General features: G+C 54.1%; 18 protein-coding genes. 12 read left to right on the forward strand and 6 right to left on the reverse strand.

What is annotated here, in order from left to right:
- Positions 1-9: 9 nt before the first annotated feature.
- From TA5113_RS17040 to TA5113_RS15220, 3 genes are read left to right on the forward strand one after another with little or no spacing between them, the layout of a single operon-like run.
- Positions 10-174, forward strand: a complete 165-nt coding sequence (locus TA5113_RS17040; protein ID WP_165589431.1) for a hypothetical protein — start codon at positions 10-12, stop codon at positions 172-174.
- A gap of 5 nt (positions 175-179) precedes the next feature.
- Positions 180-1364, forward strand: coding sequence for a vWA domain-containing protein (locus TA5113_RS15215; RefSeq protein ID WP_058316016.1), 1185 nt, complete (start codon positions 180-182; stop codon positions 1362-1364).
- 32 nt (positions 1365-1396) lie between these two features.
- On the forward strand, positions 1397-2083 hold the full coding sequence (locus TA5113_RS15220) for a M48 family metallopeptidase (RefSeq protein ID WP_058316015.1): 687 nt from the start codon (positions 1397-1399) through the stop codon (positions 2081-2083).
- Positions 2084-2137: 54 nt separating this feature from the next.
- On the opposite strand, the gene TA5113_RS15225 is transcribed toward TA5113_RS15220, so the two are convergent.
- From TA5113_RS15225 to glnE, 4 genes are read right to left on the reverse strand one after another with little or no spacing between them, the layout of a single operon-like run.
- The gene (locus TA5113_RS15225; RefSeq protein ID WP_058316014.1) at positions 2138-2677 is read right to left on the reverse strand and encodes an RSP_2648 family PIN domain-containing protein; all 540 of its coding nucleotides are present in this window, start codon (positions 2675-2677) and stop codon (positions 2138-2140) included.
- The gene (locus tag TA5113_RS15230) at positions 2674-3864 is read right to left on the reverse strand and encodes an RSP_2647 family RNA methyltransferase (RefSeq protein ID WP_058316013.1); all 1191 of its coding nucleotides are present in this window, start codon (positions 3862-3864) and stop codon (positions 2674-2676) included. The genes TA5113_RS15225 and TA5113_RS15230 overlap by 4 nt, the downstream gene beginning before the upstream one ends.
- 52 nt (positions 3865-3916) lie before the next feature.
- Entirely contained in the window at positions 3917-4204 is a 288-nt protein-coding gene (locus TA5113_RS15235) for a hypothetical protein (RefSeq protein ID WP_058316012.1), read from the reverse strand.
- A gap of 10 nt (positions 4205-4214) precedes the next feature.
- Positions 4215-7001 carry a bifunctional [glutamate--ammonia ligase]-adenylyl-L-tyrosine phosphorylase/[glutamate--ammonia-ligase] adenylyltransferase gene (glnE, locus tag TA5113_RS15240; protein WP_058316011.1) on the reverse strand — a complete coding sequence of 929 codons (2787 nt, stop codon included), beginning with the start codon at positions 6999-7001 and terminating at the stop codon, positions 4215-4217.
- A gap of 167 nt (positions 7002-7168) precedes the next feature.
- Here glnE and TA5113_RS15245 point away from each other — a divergent pair, with 167 nt between their 5' ends.
- Positions 7169-7354 carry a hypothetical protein gene (locus TA5113_RS15245; protein ID WP_058316010.1) on the forward strand — a complete coding sequence of 62 codons (186 nt, stop codon included), beginning with the start codon at positions 7169-7171 and terminating at the stop codon, positions 7352-7354.
- 71 nt (positions 7355-7425) lie between these two features.
- On the opposite strand, the gene lon is transcribed toward TA5113_RS15245, so the two are convergent.
- A complete protein-coding gene (gene lon / locus TA5113_RS15250; RefSeq protein ID WP_058316009.1) occupies positions 7426-9828 on the reverse strand; it encodes an endopeptidase La in 2403 nt (800 codons plus the stop codon).
- A 254-nt stretch (positions 9829-10082) separates the two neighbouring features.
- Positions 10083-11210 carry a tRNA guanosine(34) transglycosylase Tgt gene (gene tgt, locus TA5113_RS15255; RefSeq protein ID WP_058316158.1) on the reverse strand — a complete coding sequence of 376 codons (1128 nt, stop codon included), beginning with the start codon at positions 11208-11210 and terminating at the stop codon, positions 10083-10085.
- Positions 11211-11317: 107 nt separating this feature from the next.
- On the opposite strand from tgt, the gene TA5113_RS15260 reads away from it, so the two are divergent.
- The 8 genes from TA5113_RS15260 to tpiA form a co-directional block, all read left to right on the forward strand.
- A complete protein-coding gene (locus TA5113_RS15260; RefSeq protein WP_058316008.1) occupies positions 11318-12196 on the forward strand; it encodes an SPFH domain-containing protein in 879 nt (292 codons plus the stop codon).
- Positions 12196-12471 (forward strand): NfeD family protein, encoded by a 276-nt coding sequence (locus tag TA5113_RS15265; protein ID WP_058316007.1) that lies wholly within the window; start codon positions 12196-12198, stop codon positions 12469-12471. The genes TA5113_RS15260 and TA5113_RS15265 overlap by 1 nt, the downstream gene beginning before the upstream one ends.
- A 147-nt stretch (positions 12472-12618) precedes the next feature.
- On the forward strand, positions 12619-12981 hold the full coding sequence (locus TA5113_RS15270) for an SUF system Fe-S cluster assembly protein (RefSeq protein ID WP_058316006.1): 363 nt from the start codon (positions 12619-12621) through the stop codon (positions 12979-12981).
- A gap of 106 nt (positions 12982-13087) precedes the next feature.
- Complete coding sequence (locus TA5113_RS15275; RefSeq protein ID WP_058316157.1) at positions 13088-14296, forward strand: glycerophosphodiester phosphodiesterase family protein; 1209 nt, start codon at positions 13088-13090, stop codon at positions 14294-14296.
- Between the two features lie 148 nt (positions 14297-14444).
- Positions 14445-15092: a hypothetical protein gene (locus tag TA5113_RS15280; RefSeq protein WP_058316005.1), complete on the forward strand. Its 648-nt coding sequence runs from the start codon at positions 14445-14447 to the stop codon at positions 15090-15092.
- The gene (locus TA5113_RS15285; RefSeq protein ID WP_058316004.1) at positions 15089-15844 is read left to right on the forward strand and encodes a DUF3307 domain-containing protein; all 756 of its coding nucleotides are present in this window, start codon (positions 15089-15091) and stop codon (positions 15842-15844) included. Before TA5113_RS15280 ends, TA5113_RS15285 begins: the two co-directional genes overlap by 4 nt.
- Positions 15845-15866: 22 nt before the next feature.
- Positions 15867-16217: a HesB/IscA family protein gene (locus TA5113_RS15290; RefSeq protein ID WP_058316003.1), complete on the forward strand. Its 351-nt coding sequence runs from the start codon at positions 15867-15869 to the stop codon at positions 16215-16217.
- Between the two features lie 121 nt (positions 16218-16338).
- Positions 16339-16960, forward strand: a 622-nt coding sequence (gene tpiA / locus TA5113_RS15295; protein WP_058316804.1) for a triose-phosphate isomerase, incomplete at its 3' end; no start/stop codon positions are given.

Genomic DNA, 16960 nt, shown 5'->3' on the forward strand with positions numbered 1-16960 from the left:
GCTCAGAATATGTATCTCATCACAGGCATCATCGGTATCCTGATCGGCGCATTCACCGCAAAACGCCGCAATGGCAAAACGCTCGACATCCTGCATTACGCGGCAGGCTATGGCATCGCCTTCGCCGTCGCCGGCTTCATCATTACCTTGATCATTGAAAAGAACTTTCTCTAACCGCGATGTTTCAGCCGCTTTTTGATAACCTTCGCTCTGTCGGTGTCCCCGTTTCATTGCGGGAATATCTGAGCTTTCTGGCGGCGTTAAAAACCGGTCTGGCTACTTACGATCCCGAGGCATTCTATTACCTGGCGCGCACAGCCATGGTGAAGGACGAACGCAACCTAGATAAGTTTGATCGCGCCTTTGCGGCGACCTTTGAGGGGCTTGATCATATCAGTGAGCAAGACGTGCTCAACGCCGTCGATATCCCTGAGGATTGGCTTCGGAAAATAGCAGAGAAACACCTTAGCCCCGAAGAAATGGCCGAAATCGAAGCGCTTGGTGGTTTTGACAAGTTGATGGAGACCTTGAAAGAGCGTCTGAAAGAACAGGAAGGTCGCCACCAAGGGGGCAATAAATGGATTGGAACCGCGGGCACCAGCCCTTTTGGCGCTTACGGCTATAACCCCGAGGGCGTGCGTATTGGCCAAAAAGAAAGCCGTCATCAACGCGCCGTAAAGGTCTGGGACAAAAGAGAATTTCGTAATCTCGATGACAGCGTGGAACTCGGAACCCGCAACATCAAAGTCGCCTTAAAACGCCTGCGCCGTTGGGCGCGCGATGGGGCGGCGGATGAGTTGGATCTCAACGAAACCATCCGCGCAACCGCGGAACACGGCTATCTCGATGTAAAAACCCGGCCAGAGCGGCGCAACGCCGTGAAGGTTTTGTTGTTTCTTGATGTGGGCGGCTCGATGGATCCCCATATCAAGGTCGTGGAAGAGCTCTTCTCCGCCGCCCGCGCCGAATTCAAACATTTGGAATATTTCTACTTCCACAACTGCCTTTATGAAGGCGTGTGGCGCGATAATGTGCGCCGTTGGAACGACCAGACCCCGACATGGGAGGTGCTGCGCACCTATGGCCCTGACTACAAATGTATTTTTGTTGGGGATGCCTCTATGTCGCCCTACGAAATCGCCTATCCGGGTGGCGCGAACGAGCATTGGAACCAAGAGGCCGGGCAAACCTGGCTAGAACGCGCGCGCGAGCAATGGCCCGATCACCTTTGGATCAACCCCGTGGCCGAGCAGCGATGGGATTACACCCATTCGATCCAAATGATCCGCGAAATATTCGAAGACCGTATGGTGCCCATGACCTTGCGCGGGCTTGAAGACGGAATGCGCGAGCTGACGCGTTGACGGACACCCTTCGCCATCCCATATCGTAAGCTATGTTAAAGTTTACACCGATCCTTCTGGCCATCATCTACGCCGTCGTCATGTACCGTGTGTCCGCTTGGCGCACGAAACGCATGTTGGATGAGCAATCCACTGAATTGGCTGATCCGGGGCTGAAAAAGCTCATTGATCGTATGGCTGCGAGTTTGGAATTGCCACGCATTCGGGTTCATATCTATGAGATTGATCCAGTGAACGGCTTGGCAGCACCCGATGGGCGGATTTTCATCACGCGCGGCTTTTATCGCAAATACACCAATGGCGAAGTGACCGGCGAAGAAATCGCGAGCGTCATTGCGCACGAATTGGGTCACGTGGCCCTTGGGCATTCTCGCCGCCGCATGATTGATTTCTCGGGCCAAAATGCGCTGCGGACCGCTTTGGCGATGGTTCTCACGCGGTTTATCCCAGTTGTTGGCCCTTGGATTGCCAACATGCTGACAACCATGTTGGCAGCGCGCTTGTCTCGTGGGGATGAGTATGAAGCCGATGAATATGCCGCCGCGCTGTTGACAAAATCCGGGATTGGTACAGGACCGCAAAAGTCATTGTTTGAAAAGCTCGAAGCGCTGACGCAAAGCCGTTCTGGTGCGGTGCCAGCGTGGTTGATGAGCCATCCTAAGACCGGTGAACGGATCAAAGCGATTGAAGGCCTCGAGGCAAAATGGGGTACGGCGTAGGGTGGGGTTTTACCCCACCGATTGGGCACCGTCTTTGCCGGGCTGAAGCCCGGCCTACCCCAGAGCCTTTGCCAATCTCGGCAACCGCGCTTTCTTTAACAATCCGCGCATATCCCAGTCTTGCCCAGACAAACGACAGGCTTCTTGTCTGACAGTCTCTGCAACCCCTTCTACCAGATCTGGCTGACCTTCCCAAAGGCCGCGAAGGAAACCATCTGGTTCAAACCGCTGAAGCCCCTCTTCCGCGAGAATATGCTTTGGGAAATCTTTGGCATTCACGGTAACAATGGCATCCGCATGCCCATCAATCGCGGCAGCTAAAACATGCACATCCGCCGCGTCTGGCAAATAAAGCCGCGCTTCCGTGCCTTCACGATATTTCACAGATGCTTTTGGCCAAGCAGCTTGTGCCAAGGCGATCTCGCCCCGCGCCTGCGCTTCGCCTGTGGGGCCGATTTTACGCGCCGCGCGCGCCCATTCTTCTAAGATGCGCTCTGACCAAAGCGGCTCAAACGCACCCTCTTTGGCGACACCCAGCAGCACTTCCCGCATCACGGTTGGGTAGATCACGCAGGTGTCGAGCAACAGTTTCATAGGCGGAAGAACAGCGCTTTCAGGTATCCGCTTTCAGCCAACTGCGGCATCAACGGATGGTCCGGGCCTGCAAAGCCCGTATGGATCAACTGTGGCCGCCGCCCTGCCCGGCCAATGCCGCGTGCTGACGCGTTGCGGAACAGGGACAGCTCTGCTGCGTGGGAACAAGAGCACAGCCCCAGATAGCCACCGTCAGCCACCAGAGGAGCCGCCATACGCGCGACCCGTTCATAGGCCCGAAGGCCTTTTTCCAAAGCAGGCTTGTTTGGAGCGAAAGCGGGTGGATCGCAGATGACCACATCAAAGGTTTCGCCTTCTTGCGCCAGCGCTTCGAGCACGTCAAACGCGTCGCCTTTACGCGTTGTGAACCGATCTTCAAATCCCGCAGCCGCAGCACCTTTTTCCGCCAATCCAAGCGCCGCAGCAGACCCGTCAACTGCCATAGCCGAGGTCGCACCACCTGCCAAAGCGGCGAGAGAGAACCCTCCCACGTGAGAGAATACATCAAGCACCCGCGCGCCATTGCTGAGCTTGGCTGCAAAGCCATGGTTGGCGCGCTGGTCAAAGAACAGACCGGTCTTCTGACCACCCGTCAGATCCGCCATATAGGTGGCAGCGTTCATTACGACTGGAACCGGCTCACTGGGTGCAGCACCTAGCAGAACGGTGTTTTCTTCGTCCAAACCTTCCAAAACCCGCGCGCGTCCAGATGCGTTTTTCAGGATGTTTTGAACACCAATAACCGAGGCCAAAGCGGCGGTCATTGGTTCAATCAAACGATCCGCCCAAGCCGCATTTGGTTGCACCACGCACGTGTCGCCAAAGCGATCAATCACCACCCCCGGCAGGCCATCCGCTTCTGCATGCACAAGGCGGTAAAACGGGGTGTCGTACAACCGTGCGCGCATGTCTAAGGCTTTTGCAAACCGCGCTTCAAACCACGCTTGATCGATTGATGCATCCATATTGCGATCAAGCATGCGGCAGAAGATTTTGCTGTTCGGATTGACCGCAACCAATCCCATTGGGCGACGCTCTGCATCTTCCAAAACAGCCAAAGACCCCGCTTCGATCTTTTTCGTGCGGCGATCGGTCACCAATTCATTTTCATAAACCCACGGAAACCCGTGACGAATGGCACGAGCGTTGGCTTTGGGTTTGAGGCGGACAGTAGGAAGATCAGTCATAAGGCCCTCCTACGCTCTCTGGCAGGCGGTGAAAAGACCTTTAGGGATCGCCCTACTCGCTTTCCGCATCCCAGCGCGGACGGCGGCCGGTGCGACGACGGCCATCGGCTTTGCCTTTGGTGCCATCAACCCCTTCGCGCAAGACTGCAGTCATCGGGTGATCTGGATTGTTAGGACCGTAATGGTCAAGCAGGATCTGAATATGATCACGCGCAGTCTCAAGATTGCCACCCAATGCCCAATCCATAAAGATCGAGCGGCATTGCCCCATATCAATACCTTCGATCAGATAGGCATCTTTGAATAAATTCCGAGGGTCTACGGCTTTCAGATCAGTCATTGATCGGTCCTTACTGTGTCGCGGGCCGCTCTAGCACCGCTTGAATTATTGCGCCAGCGTCAGCCGCGGCCTGCACCAGAGCCTCTTGCAGCGCGTCAAAAGAACTCGTCTGTGTTTCACGTAAGATGAAACCCACGCCTCCAGCGCCAATTGCATCCGGGTCCAGTGCTTTTTCACCCAAGAGACGTGTTGCCACCTGTAGCGTCCGATGCAGATCATAGCTTTGTTGCAAAGCTAACCGCTCCTGCTCTGTGATCCACCCCATGGAAACGCCGGATTTCAAACTGTCACCGACATCACGGTGCGCCGAGCCAGCAAGAAGGACCGCCGCTTGTGAGACCAGCTCGATGTCCTGCATGCGACCGGAGCCAATTTTGGCGTCCCAAAGCCCTTCGGGCGACTTTGCATCTGCGATCCGGACACGCATGTCGGCCACGTCTTGGCGCACTTTTACACTATCTGAGGGTTGCGCGAGCACTGATTGCCGGAATCGTTCGACCTCTTCCATCAATCCGGCCTCACCGGCCACCGGACGCGCACGTGTCAAAGCGAGATGCTCCCAGGTCCAAGCTTGGGTCTGCTGATAGTCTTTGAACGATGCCAAAGCCGTTGCCACAGGGCCTTGGTTTCCAGATGGGCGAAGGCGCATGTCTACTTCATAAAGCCGCCCTTCTGCCATGGGCGCTGTTAGTGCGGTTACCAGCGCTTGGGTCAGCTTGGCATAGTAAGCCCGCGCCGCAAGCGGTCGCCTTCCTTCTGAGAACTCCACCCCGTCCGCATCATAGATGACAATGAGGTCAAGGTCCGAACTGCCGTTCAGGCGTTGCGCGCCAAGGGAGCCCATCCCGAGAACCATGGCCCCACGTCCCGGCATCGGACCATGTTTGGTGGCAAATTGTTCGGTGACGACTGGCCATAGTCCTGACAACACCGCCTCAGCCAAGTCCGAATATTGTGCACCAGCTTGACCAGCGTCAATCAACCCCCGCAGATGATGCACACCAATGCGGAAATGGTATTCCTTCATCCAACGCCGCGCGGTGTCGAGCCTCGTTTCGTAATCGCTCTCTTTCATCAGCGCCGCCGAGAGCTCTGATTTTAAGTCCTCAACACCTGGCCAATCTGCAAAGAAAGAACCCGCGATCACTGCGTCCAAAACCGAAGAATTACGCGACAGGTAACGCGCAAGCGCTGGCGAGGTTCCGAAAATATCGACAATTAAATCAACAAGTTGTGGATTTGCTTCAAAGAGAGAGAAAACCTGAACGCCCGCAGGAAGTCCTGCAAGAAACCCATCCATTGCCGCCAGTGCTTCGCTTGGTTTCGCGGCTTCGGACAAACGCCGAAGAAGCTCTGGGCGAAGGCGGTTGAATATCTCAACCGCACGAGAAGACCGAAGTGCTGGGTAGGTCTGCCAGCGTGCCAAAATCTCTTCATCAAAGGTGTGATCCACAGGTGCAGGTGTCGCAGTAACCAGATCTGGCGCAAAGAAATCTTCGGTTAAGGCATGAACCTCTTCAATGCGCTCTGACCACTCTTGCTTCAATTCCGTCAGATCCTGCCCCATTAAACAAGCAATGCGTTCTAGTCCCTCGTCGGTTTTGGGGAGATCATGGGTTTGGGCATCGTTCAGCATCTGAATGCGATGCTCTAGTTCCCGATGAGCGCGGTAATGATCCGTCAGTTTCTCTGCGATTTCGGTTTCTATCCAACCTTTTTCAGCCAGTTTCGCCAGCGCGGGCACCGTTTCTCGCATCCGCAGTTCAGGGTCTCTACCTCCTGCAATGAGCTGGCGGGTTTGGGTGAAGAATTCGATTTCTCGAATGCCACCACGCCCCAGTTTCACGTTGTGCCCTTTTAGGTCAACTTTTCCACCCAAGCCTTTGTGTTCGCGTATCTTTAGACGCATCCCATGCGCTTCATGTATGGTTGCAAAGTCCAAATGCTTGCGCCACACGAACGGGCTCAAAGTTTCCAGAAATCGCGTGCCGGACTCCAAATCCCCGGCGGCCGGACGCGCCTTAATATAGGCTGCGCGCTCCCAAGTTCGCCCTAAGCTTTCGTAATATCGTTCTGCCGCTTCCATTGCCAGACAGACCGGCGTCACAGCAGGATCGGGCCGCAAACGCAGATCCGTTCGGAATACATACCCTTCGCCAGTGATGTCACTGAGCAAGCCCATCGCACGGCGAGTCGCGCGCACCAGTGACGAACGCGCGTCGTAAAAATCACTGGGATCAAACCGCGTTTCATCAAAAAGACAGATCAGATCAATATCGCTGGAATAATTAAGCTCATGCGCACCCATTTTCCCCATCGCCAGCGCAACCAGCCCACCACAGCTTTCGGTGTCATCCTCAGTCGCTCCGGGGAGCTTCCCGCGAGAGATCTCTTTGCCAACCATCGCCTGTAGCGCCAGATGCGTACTTAGATCGGCAAAATCTGTAAGGGTCCCCGTCACCTTTTCAAGCGGCCAGACCCCTGCGATATCTGCCAACGCAGTCAGTAGAGCGACCCTTCGTTTGGCCTGCCTAAGGTCATGGGATAATGCATCAGGCGACGCTGTTCGCAGATCCTTGAAAAGCTCAGTAATTGAATTGTCTGGCGCATCCAACGCAGCTTGAAGCCAATCCTGTTCCTTCTGAATCAGCCCACGCAAATATGGGCTCGTCGCCCCAACCCCAACCAAGAGCTGTGCCGACTCTGCTGAAAAACCTTGTAGTTGAGTTGATAAATCTGACCCAATTTCCCGGTCAAAAGCTCGGGGTAAACGCTTTATGTCATTGGCAAAATTCATAAGTCAAAGATGCGACGGCGTGAAACGAGGGTCAATCACAGATCGCCTAATTTGCGCTCATTTAGCAACATATTCATAGCGACACCCCACATCTTGTGGGTGCTGATTGACTTTAACCTGACAATAATCGGAGGCTCACCGGCAATTGACCAACCGTGGGGGACATTATGAAGAACACAATCGCAGCGCTAGCGCTGATCGCAACCTCTGTACCTGCCTTGGCCGGCGGCGTGGCAGATCCAGTTATCGAAGCACCCGTTATTGAAGCCGCAGCTGAATCAAGCACGCTGACTGCTTCTGCGGTTATGGCGATCCTAACGATCTCTATCCTTTGGGCAGCGCTCGACGACTAAAGCGAAGCCTGCTTAAAACGAAAAAGGCGCTCTGTTGAGAGCGCCTTTTCTATTTGTCGTGAACAATGCGCTTAGTGCGCGACTGCACCGGGATTATCAGCAGCTTTCAAAGCCGCAGCCGCCGCCTCTTCTGCTGCTTCATCCCATTCAATCGCTTCCGGCTCTGACACCAATGCGTGCTTCAGAACCTCAGAGGCGTGCGTGACAGAGATAATATCCAAGCCCTCTTTCACATTGTCCGGGATCTCAGCGAGATCTTTTTCATTTTCTTCCGGGATCAGGACGGTTTTGATGCCGCCCCGAAGCGCTGCCAGTAGTTTTTCTTTCAAACCACCGATCGGCATTGCATTGCCGCGCAAGGAAACCTCACCCGTCATCGCGATGTCTTTGCGGATCGGAATACCGGTCAGCACAGACACAATCGATGTCACCATCGCAAGACCCGCAGATGGGCCATCCTTTGGTGTCGCGCCATCGGGCACGTGCACGTGGATGTCCAGCTTATCAAACACCGTTGGCTTCACGCCCACACTTGGTGCGATGGAACGCACGTAAGAGCTGGCCGCATCGATGGATTCTTTCATCACATCGCCAAGCTTACCGGTTGTCTTCATGCGGCCCTTACCGGGCAGTTTCAGAGCTTCGATATGCAGCAGATCACCACCGACGCTGGTATAGGCCAGCCCGGTCACAACCCCGATTTGGTCTTTGCTTTCAGCCAAACCATAGCGGAACTTCTTAACGCCCAGGAACTCATCCAAGTTCTCAGGTGTCACGGTCACGCTTTCCGCCTGATTGCGCACAATCTTGGTTACGGCCTTACGGGCCAGTTTGCCAATTTCGCGCTCAAGGTTCCGCACGCCCGCTTCACGGGTGTAGGTGCGCACAACTTCTTGCAGCGCTTCCGGCTCCAGAGTGAACTCATTCGCCTTCAGACCGTGGTTCTTTACCTGTTTCGGAATCAGATGGCGATGCGCGATCTCCGCCTTTTCTTCTTCGGTGTAGCCAGCCAATGGAATGATCTCCATCCGGTCAAGCAACGGCCCCGGCATGTTGTAGCTGTTTGATGTGGTCAGGAACATCACGTTGGACAGGTCGTATTCCACCTCAAGATAGTGGTCCACGAAGGTCCCGTTCTGTTCAGGATCAAGCACTTCAAGCATCGCAGAGGCTGGGTCGCCACGGAAATCCTGACCCATCTTGTCGATTTCATCGAGCAAGATCAGAGGGTTGGTGGTCTTCGCCTTTTTCAGCGCCTGAATGATCTTACCCGGCATAGAGCCGATGTAAGTCCGGCGGTGACCGCGGATCTCGGATTCATCACGCACGCCACCAAGCGAGATCCGAATGAACTCACGCCCTGTGGCTTTTGCTACGGATTTACCCAGAGAGGTTTTACCCACACCCGGAGGGCCCACAAGGCACATGATTGGGCCTTTGAGCTTTTTAGAGCGCTGCTGAACCGCGAGATATTCGACGATACGTTCTTTGACTTTATCAAGCCCGTAGTGATCCTGATCCAGGATCTCTTGCGCCTTGTTTAGGTCTTTCTTAACGCGAGACTTGGTGCCCCAAGGAATGGACAACATCCAATCCAGATAGTTGCGCACCACGGTCGCTTCCGCAGACATCGGCGACATGTTCTTGAGCTTCTTCAGCTCGGCATCCGCCTTCTCTTTCGCTTCTTTAGAAAGCTTGGTCGCGGCGATCTTTTCTTCCAGCTCCTGGATTTCACCAGAGCCGTCCTCGCCATCACCCAATTCCTTCTGAATGGCTTTCATTTGCTCATTCAGATAGTACTCGCGCTGGGTTTTCTCCATCTGAGATTTGACGCGGGTTTTGATCTTTTTCTCAACCTGCAGCACAGACATTTCGCCCTGCATCAGGCCAAAAACCTTCTCCAGACGTTCAGACACAGACAGGGTTTCTAGCAGCTCTTGCTTCTGGTCGACTTCCACACCCAAATGGCCTGCAACCAAGTCCGCCAGACGCGCTGGTTCCTCGGTTTCAGATACAGCGCTCAGCGCTTCTTCCGGAATGTTTTTCTTGACCTTGGCGTAGCGCTCAAACTCGTCACCCACAGAGCGCAGCAGCGCCTCGATGGTGGTCGCGTCACCCGGCATTTCGGTCAAGTATTCTGCGGTCGCCTCGAAATAATTGTCGTTTTCGAGGAAATCATTGATCTGCACCCGTGCTTGGCCTTCAACCAGCACTTTCACGGTGCCATCTGGCAGCTTCAGCAGCTGCAGGACATTCGCCAGCACACCGGTGCGGTAAATGCCTTCTGCCTCTGGATCGTCCTCAGCTGGGTCGATCTGGCTCGCCAGAAGAATTTGTTTGTCATCCTGCATGACCTCCTCGAGGGCACGCACAGATTTTTCCCGGCCCACGAACAGCGGCACGATCATATGTGGGAACACCACAATGTCGCGCAGCGGCAGTACGGGGTAGGAAGCGTTGAGTGGCTCTTGCATACTCGGTCCTTATCGTTGGCAAGACAGTCTGGCCCCGCTTGGCGGCAACACTGGCTGTCTCCTCTTTCGAGTTGTCTATCTGGTACGGCTCGGCATGGGTTTCAAGCATCCGCTCTACCCGCGCACCTCTTTTGTTGCTATGCAGCATGCCTTTTGCGCAGAGGGGACACAAGGGTGGAAATGGCGGAATTCACCGCAATTTAAGGTTTGTTATAGAGCGTTAACCAGAAAGCCAATTTAGCGGCAGTTTTCCGCTAAATCGGCTCAATATCACCAAGCGCCCGCATGGCATGGAACTCTTCTTCCCAAGCGTCAAAGGTCCCAGCCGCAATCGCGTGACGCATTTCATTCATGATATCCTGAAAATACCGCAAGTTATGCCACGTCAATAGCATGCCAGCGATCATCTCATTGCTGCGGAACACATGGTGCAGGTAGGCCCGCGAATAATTGCGTGCAGGCGAGTCCACGGATTCATCCAGAGGCCGAGGGTCATCCGCATGGCGGGCGTTTTTGATATTGACCACACCACGCTTGGTAAACACCTGCCCGGTACGGCCGGATCGTGACGGCAAAACGCAGTCCATCATATCCACGCCACGCTTGACCGCGCCAACGATGTCATCGGGCTTACCGACCCCCATCAGGTAACGCGGCTTGTTCACAGGTAGCTGATCAGGGGCGAAATCAAGCACTTTGAACATCGCCTCCTGCCCCTCACCCACGGCAAGGCCACCAATCGCGTAGCCATCAAACTCAATATCCCGCAGCGCTTTGGCACTTTCCTCGCGGAAGTCCTGCTCTAGGCCACCCTGCTGAATGCCAAACAGCGCATGACCCGGGCGATCGCCAAACGCATCTTTTGACCGCTGTGCCCATCGCATGGACATGCGCATGGACTCGACGATCCGATCCCGATCCGCTGGCAGCGCTGGGCACTCGTCAAAACACATAACGATGTCAGACCCCAGAAGCTTCTGGATTTCCATGGACCGTTCTGGTGTCAGCTCGTGCTTAGATCCATCGATATGGCTCTGAAACGTCACGCCCTTCTCGGTCAGCTTGCGCAATCCGGCGAGTGACATGACTTGAAAGCCACCGGAATCCGTGAGAATGGGTCGCTCCCAATTCATGAACTTGTGCAGACCGCCCAGACGATCAATCCGTTCTGCCGTTGGGCGCAGCATCAGGTGATAGGTATTTCCCAGCAGAATATCCGCCCCCGTCGCGCGCACGCTTTCAGGCATCATCGCTTTTACCGTGGCAGCGGTCCCAACCGGCATGAAGGCAGGCGTGCGGATCTCTCCACGGGGTGTGGAAATCACGCCCGTGCGGGCCTTGCCATCGGTGGCTTTCAATTCAAACGAAAAACGGCTGGTCATGGTCACCCTTTTTATCTTTGCGCTCTCCTTACGCTGACTTATCTTCATTGTAAAATAAGTCGTTCGCGCCCATTTAGAGGGCGTGTGATAATTAAAAAGGGACTTTTATGATCGAAGATATTCTGTCGGAAAACATCGTGCTGCTGGTTGCTGCGCTGTTTGTGATTATCGTTATTTTCAAAGGCGTTCGGATTGTCTCGCAGTCTGAAAAACACGTTGTCGAACGGTTTGGCCGGCTCCATTCCGTGCTTGGACCGGGCATTAACTTTGTGGTGCCTTTTTTGGATGTGGTGCGTCACAAGATATCGATTCTTGAACGTCAATTGCCCACAGCAAGCCAAGACGCCATCACCAAAGACAACGTTTTGGTGCAAGTGGACACGTCGGTGTTCTACCGCATTACCGAACCTGAGAAGACTGTTTACCGGATCCGCGATGTGGATGGTGCGATCACGACAACGGTGGCCGGTATCGTCCGCGCCCAGATCGGCAAAATGGATCTTGATGAGGTTCAAGCCAATCGCGCGCATCTGATTGAAACCATCAAAAACTCGGTCGAAGACGCCGTGGATGATTGGGGCATTGAAGTGACCCGCGCCGAAATCCTCGACGTAAACCTTGACCAGCAAACCCGCCAAGCCATGTTGCAGCAGCTCAACGCCGAACGCGCGCGGCGCGCGCAGGTGACCGAAGCAGAAGGCCAAAAACGCGCCGTGGAATTGCATGCCGACGCAGAACTGTATGAGGCGGAACAACAAGCCAAGGCACGCCGCATTTCGGCAGATGCCGAAGCCTACGCAACTCAAGTTGTGGCCCAAGCCATCAAAGAAAACGGCATTGAGGCCGCTCAATACCAAGTGGCGCTTAAACAAGTCGAAGCGCTGAACGCGCTGGGCAATGGCGATGGCAAGCAGACCATTGTGTTGCCTGCCTCCGCGCTGGAAGCCTTTGGTGATGCCTTTAAACTGCTGAAAGGTGGCTCATAATGGAGGCGCTCCTGACAACTTGGTGGGTCTGGCTCGCCGCCGCACTGGTGCTGGGCATTGTTGAGATGCTGATCCCGGGTTTCATTTTCTTAGGGTTCGCAATTGGCGCCGCCGTGGTGGGCATCGCCCTTCTCGGCCCGCTCGGCCTGCTATCGATCCCCGCAATCCTTCTCATCTTCGCGGTGATCTCTTTGATTGCTTGGCTGGCCTTGCGCAGACATTTCGCGCTGCCTAAAGGCCAGGTCAAAACATTTGACCACGATATCAACGACTAAACCAAAGACCCTTTCATTCACCTTTGCAAAAATACTCCCGCCGGAGGCTTCCGAACTCTCCTCCGGCGGGACGATCATTTTGACGCGCCTCTGGACGCCCCCAACCTTATTCCCTATATCAACACTCAGGAATAAATAGGTAAGCAAATGTCTCAGGAACAAACCCCGGCGGAAGGCACGCCTTTGATCCCTCCATCAAGCATTGAACATCCATTGTTTGATCAATCGATTGAGGCTCTGCGCAGCGTCTATGACCCGGAAATTCCGGTGAATATCTATGACCTTGGGCTGATTTACCACGTCGGTATCAATGACGAAAATGAGGTTAATGTCCTGATGACTCTCACCGCTCCGGGCTGCCCGGTTGCTGGCGAAATGCCGGGATGGGTCCAGGAAGCCATTTCTGGTGTTCCAGGCATCAAGACCGTTGATGTCGAGCTTGTTTGGGAACCTCCATGGGGCATGGAAAACATGAGCGACGAGGCCCGCCTCGAACTGGGCTTCATGTAACCGTCATTTCATCGCAATCCATTTGCAACAAATTTGTCAAATCCCTGTCGCAGGGATTTGACAGTCTCCGACCATCTTAACTTGACGGAGACACATCATGTTTCGCATGACCACCAAAGCAGCCATCAGCGCTGCTCTTTTTGTGCCTGCAATGGCCACCGCCGCAGAGGTAGAACTCGGCCCGCGCCCTTACTACCTGATTGACCAAATGGCTGATGGTGAGCTGAAAAGCAAACTGCAAGCCTGCGAGAATATGGCGTTCAAACAGCACCCATTCTCTATCGGTCACCGTGGCGCGCCAATGATGTTTCCTGAACACACCGTTGAATCCAACGTTGCTGCCGCGCGTATGGGCGCAGGCATTCTGGAATGCGACGTGACCTTCACCAAAGACAAACAACTGGTTTGCCGTCACGCCCAAAACGACCTGCACACCACAACAAACATTCTGGCCTCTGAGTTGGCAGGCACCTGCGTTAAAGGTTTCTCTCCTGCCAAAGACGGCGAAAAAGCCGTTGCGGAATGCCGTACGTCTGAAATCACGCTGTCTGAGTTCAAAACGCTGAACGCAAAAATGGACGCGGCGAATTCAAAAGCGACCACCGTCGAAGAATATCTGGACGGCACAGCAGGCTGGCGCACCGATCTGTATGCCACCAACGGCACTGTGATGACCCACGCAGAGTCCATCGCTCTGTTCAAAGATCTGGGCGCGAAGTTCACTCCAGAACTTAAATCTCCTTCCGTGGAAATGCCATTTGATGGCTACACACAGGAAGATTACGCTCAAGCGCTGATCGACGAATACAAAGCAGCGGGTATCCCAGCTTCTGACGTGTTCGCGCAGTCCTTCAATCTGGATGACGTTCTTTACTGGATCAAAGCCGAGCCAGAATTCGGCAAACAAGCGGTCTTCTTGGACGACAGCTACAATGAGGAAGGTTTTGACCACAACGACCCATCCACCTTCCGTCGTCCAATGGCAGAGCTGAAAGCGCAAGGCGTGAACTACATCGCCCCGCCAATGTGGATGCTCGTCACCACTGAGAACGGCAAAATCGTTCCGTCTGCTTACACCAAAGAAGCGAAAGCGGCTGGCCTGAAACTGATCACATGGACACTGGAACGTTCCGGCCCATTGGCAAATGGCGGCGGCTGGTACTTCCAGTCTGTGAAAGACGTCACCAACAACGACGCAATGTATTTCGAGCTGTTGGACGTTCTGGCGCAAGACGTTGGTGTTGAAGGTGTCTTCTCTGACTGGCCAGCAACCACTACTTACTATGCGAACTGCATGATGGGCCAAGGCTCTTAAGTTAAGCGCATTTGGTTACGAATTTGGCACGGCCCTGAAATTTCGGGGCCGTTTCGCTGTTCAACACGCAACCTAATTTGGTTGCACCTAACGTATAGCAACTAAAAAAGGTTGCAAAATAGGAATAGCAACCTAAATTGGTTGCGTTATGAGCGAAGACACACAGCAAATAGCCGTTTTGACCGGCGACATCGTTGGATCAACCCAACAGAGCAGCGAAGATCTTGCCGATATCTTCCAAGATCTGCACGAATGCGCCCTTGTGATTGAAACACTGTGCGGTGGGCCAATACACCTAACGCGTCACCGGGGTGATGGCTGGCAAATCGCACTGCCTCAAAAACGCTTTGCAATTCGATCCGCGCTTCTTATTCGAGCCAAACTCAAATCAAGAGAAGCCGGTCTTGATAGCTATATCGGTATCGCGTTTGGCGAGACCAATACCGAACTTCAGTCAGACCTTAATCTAGAAACGAGCGAAACATTTCAGCGTTCAGGCTGGGCGTTAGAAGACGTTAAATCAAGCAAGTGGGCAACGCGCATGATTACACAAGAGTCCCCTTCACACGATGCGATCTTAGCACTTCTGGATCATATGATACGCAGCTGGACACAGACCCAATCAGCCGAAATATATGAAAAGTTTACGCTTATCCCGACCAAATCTGACACGGACATTGCAAAGGCGCTGGGCAAATCACGTCAAGCGGTCTCAAAGTCATTGAAATCAACAGGTGCAGATCGGATCGAACTCGCACTTGGGGCATTGGAATTCAACGAAAGTCAGCGCCGATGATTGAAACCCTGATCGCCCTATTCGCGGCGCATGTCCTTGCAGATTACGTGTTTCAATCGAGCAAAGTTGCTGCCAACAAGCATCGCATTGGGTATCTCGCGATACACGGGTTTATTGTCTTTGGTGCAGCCGCTCTTCTGACCGGGTCGTTTACAACACCCATCTACGTCCTCACCGCCCTGCACATCACAACTGACTTCTTCAAGGCAAGTTACGAACGCAACGCCCTTAATCGGAACAAACCAAAGATCAACGCCCATGTTGCGGACCAGTTGATCCACATTGGAACTCTGACAGCCGTAGCCTATTTCGCGCCGACCCTATGGGGCACCGGATTGTGGGCGCAATCCCCAGACTGGTTGCCCCACCTCCTATTGCTTCTCGCAGGCGCGATCTACGCCACACGCGCGGGCGGCTTCGCCGTCGGGATATTGATGCACAGCTATGGGTCAGAGTTTTCCAAAGATAGCCTTCCCGGTGGCGGTCAGATGATTGGATTTCTCGAGCGCGGGTTAATCTACATCCTTATCCTTGCTGGTCTGCCGATCGGTATTGGCTTTCTTGTGGCCGCCAAATCCGTGTTAAGGTTTGAGACCGCAAAAGAGGGCGACGCCCATGAAAACCGGCGCAGATCAGAATATGTTATCATCGGCACCCTTGCCTCATTCGGGTGGGCTATTTTGGTCAGCCTCGCCATTTTGTTTCTTTTTGCACAGCTGCCAGACCTTGGCATCCCTATGCCTTCGCCCTAAATAGGATCCAAAGGAGCAACACATGTTCGGTATTCCCGGCAAACAAGCGGTCACTTTGACCCCCGCTGCGGTAAAGCAGATTGTACGACTGATGGAGCGTAAGGGCCATCAGGGGCTACGCCTTGGGGTGAAGAAAGGCGGCTGCGCGGGTATGGAATACACCATGGAATATGTGGATAACGTGAACCCAATGGACGAAGTCATCGAACAAGATGGCGCGCGGGTTATGATCGCTCCGATGGCGCAGATGTTTCTGTTTGGCACAGAGATCGATTACGAGACCTCGCTGCTGGAATCGAGCTTTAAGTTCAACAACCCAAATGTCACCGAGGCTTGTGGTTGCGGCGAAAGTATCAAATTCGCCGAAAGCTAAGACATTCTTAAGCGCCAAACGCCCTTCTATTCTAAAATCGTTATCGCTAACGGGTTGACCCCTGCCTGCTGATCGCTCACAAGATGCGCAACGTTTTTTCGTTTAATGCATAGGAGCTCGCATGCGCCGCAAACTCGCCGCTGGAAACTGGAAAATGAATGGCACCAAGGCCAATTTGGCCGAACTGGACGCCATGAAATCCACCGCTGAAACGGATCAAACCGATGTGTTGATCTGTACCCCGGCAACCTTGCTAAGCCGCGCTGCAGACGCCGTTTCTGGCAGCCCTATTGCCGTAGGCGGCCAAGATTGCCATGCGAATGCGTCCGGCGCGCATACCGGTGACATCTCTGCTGCGATGATCAAAGATGCTGGCGGCAGCCACGTGATTACCGGTCACTCAGAACGCCGTGTTGACCATGGCGAAACAGATGCTGTGGTTGCAGCGAAATCTGAAGCAGCTTACGCAAACGATCTTGTTGCCGTCATCTGCATTGGCGAAAGCTTGGAAGAGCGCGAAAGCGGGAAAACCTTGGATGTGGTTGGCACCCAGCTCGCTGGATCGACCCCCGATGCGGCCACAGGCGCAAACACGGTGATTGCTTATGAACCGGTGTGGGCGATTGGGACAGGCAAAGTTCCGACGCTTGAACAGATTGGTGAAGTTCATGATTTCATTCGTGAAACGCTTGTTGAGCGGTTCGGTGACGCGGGCAATGATTTCCGTGTCCTTTATGGCGGTT

Origin of the sequence: Cognatishimia activa, assembly GCF_001458335.1 — a bacterium.
GTDB lineage: Bacteria > Pseudomonadota > Alphaproteobacteria > Rhodobacterales > Rhodobacteraceae > Cognatishimia > Cognatishimia activa.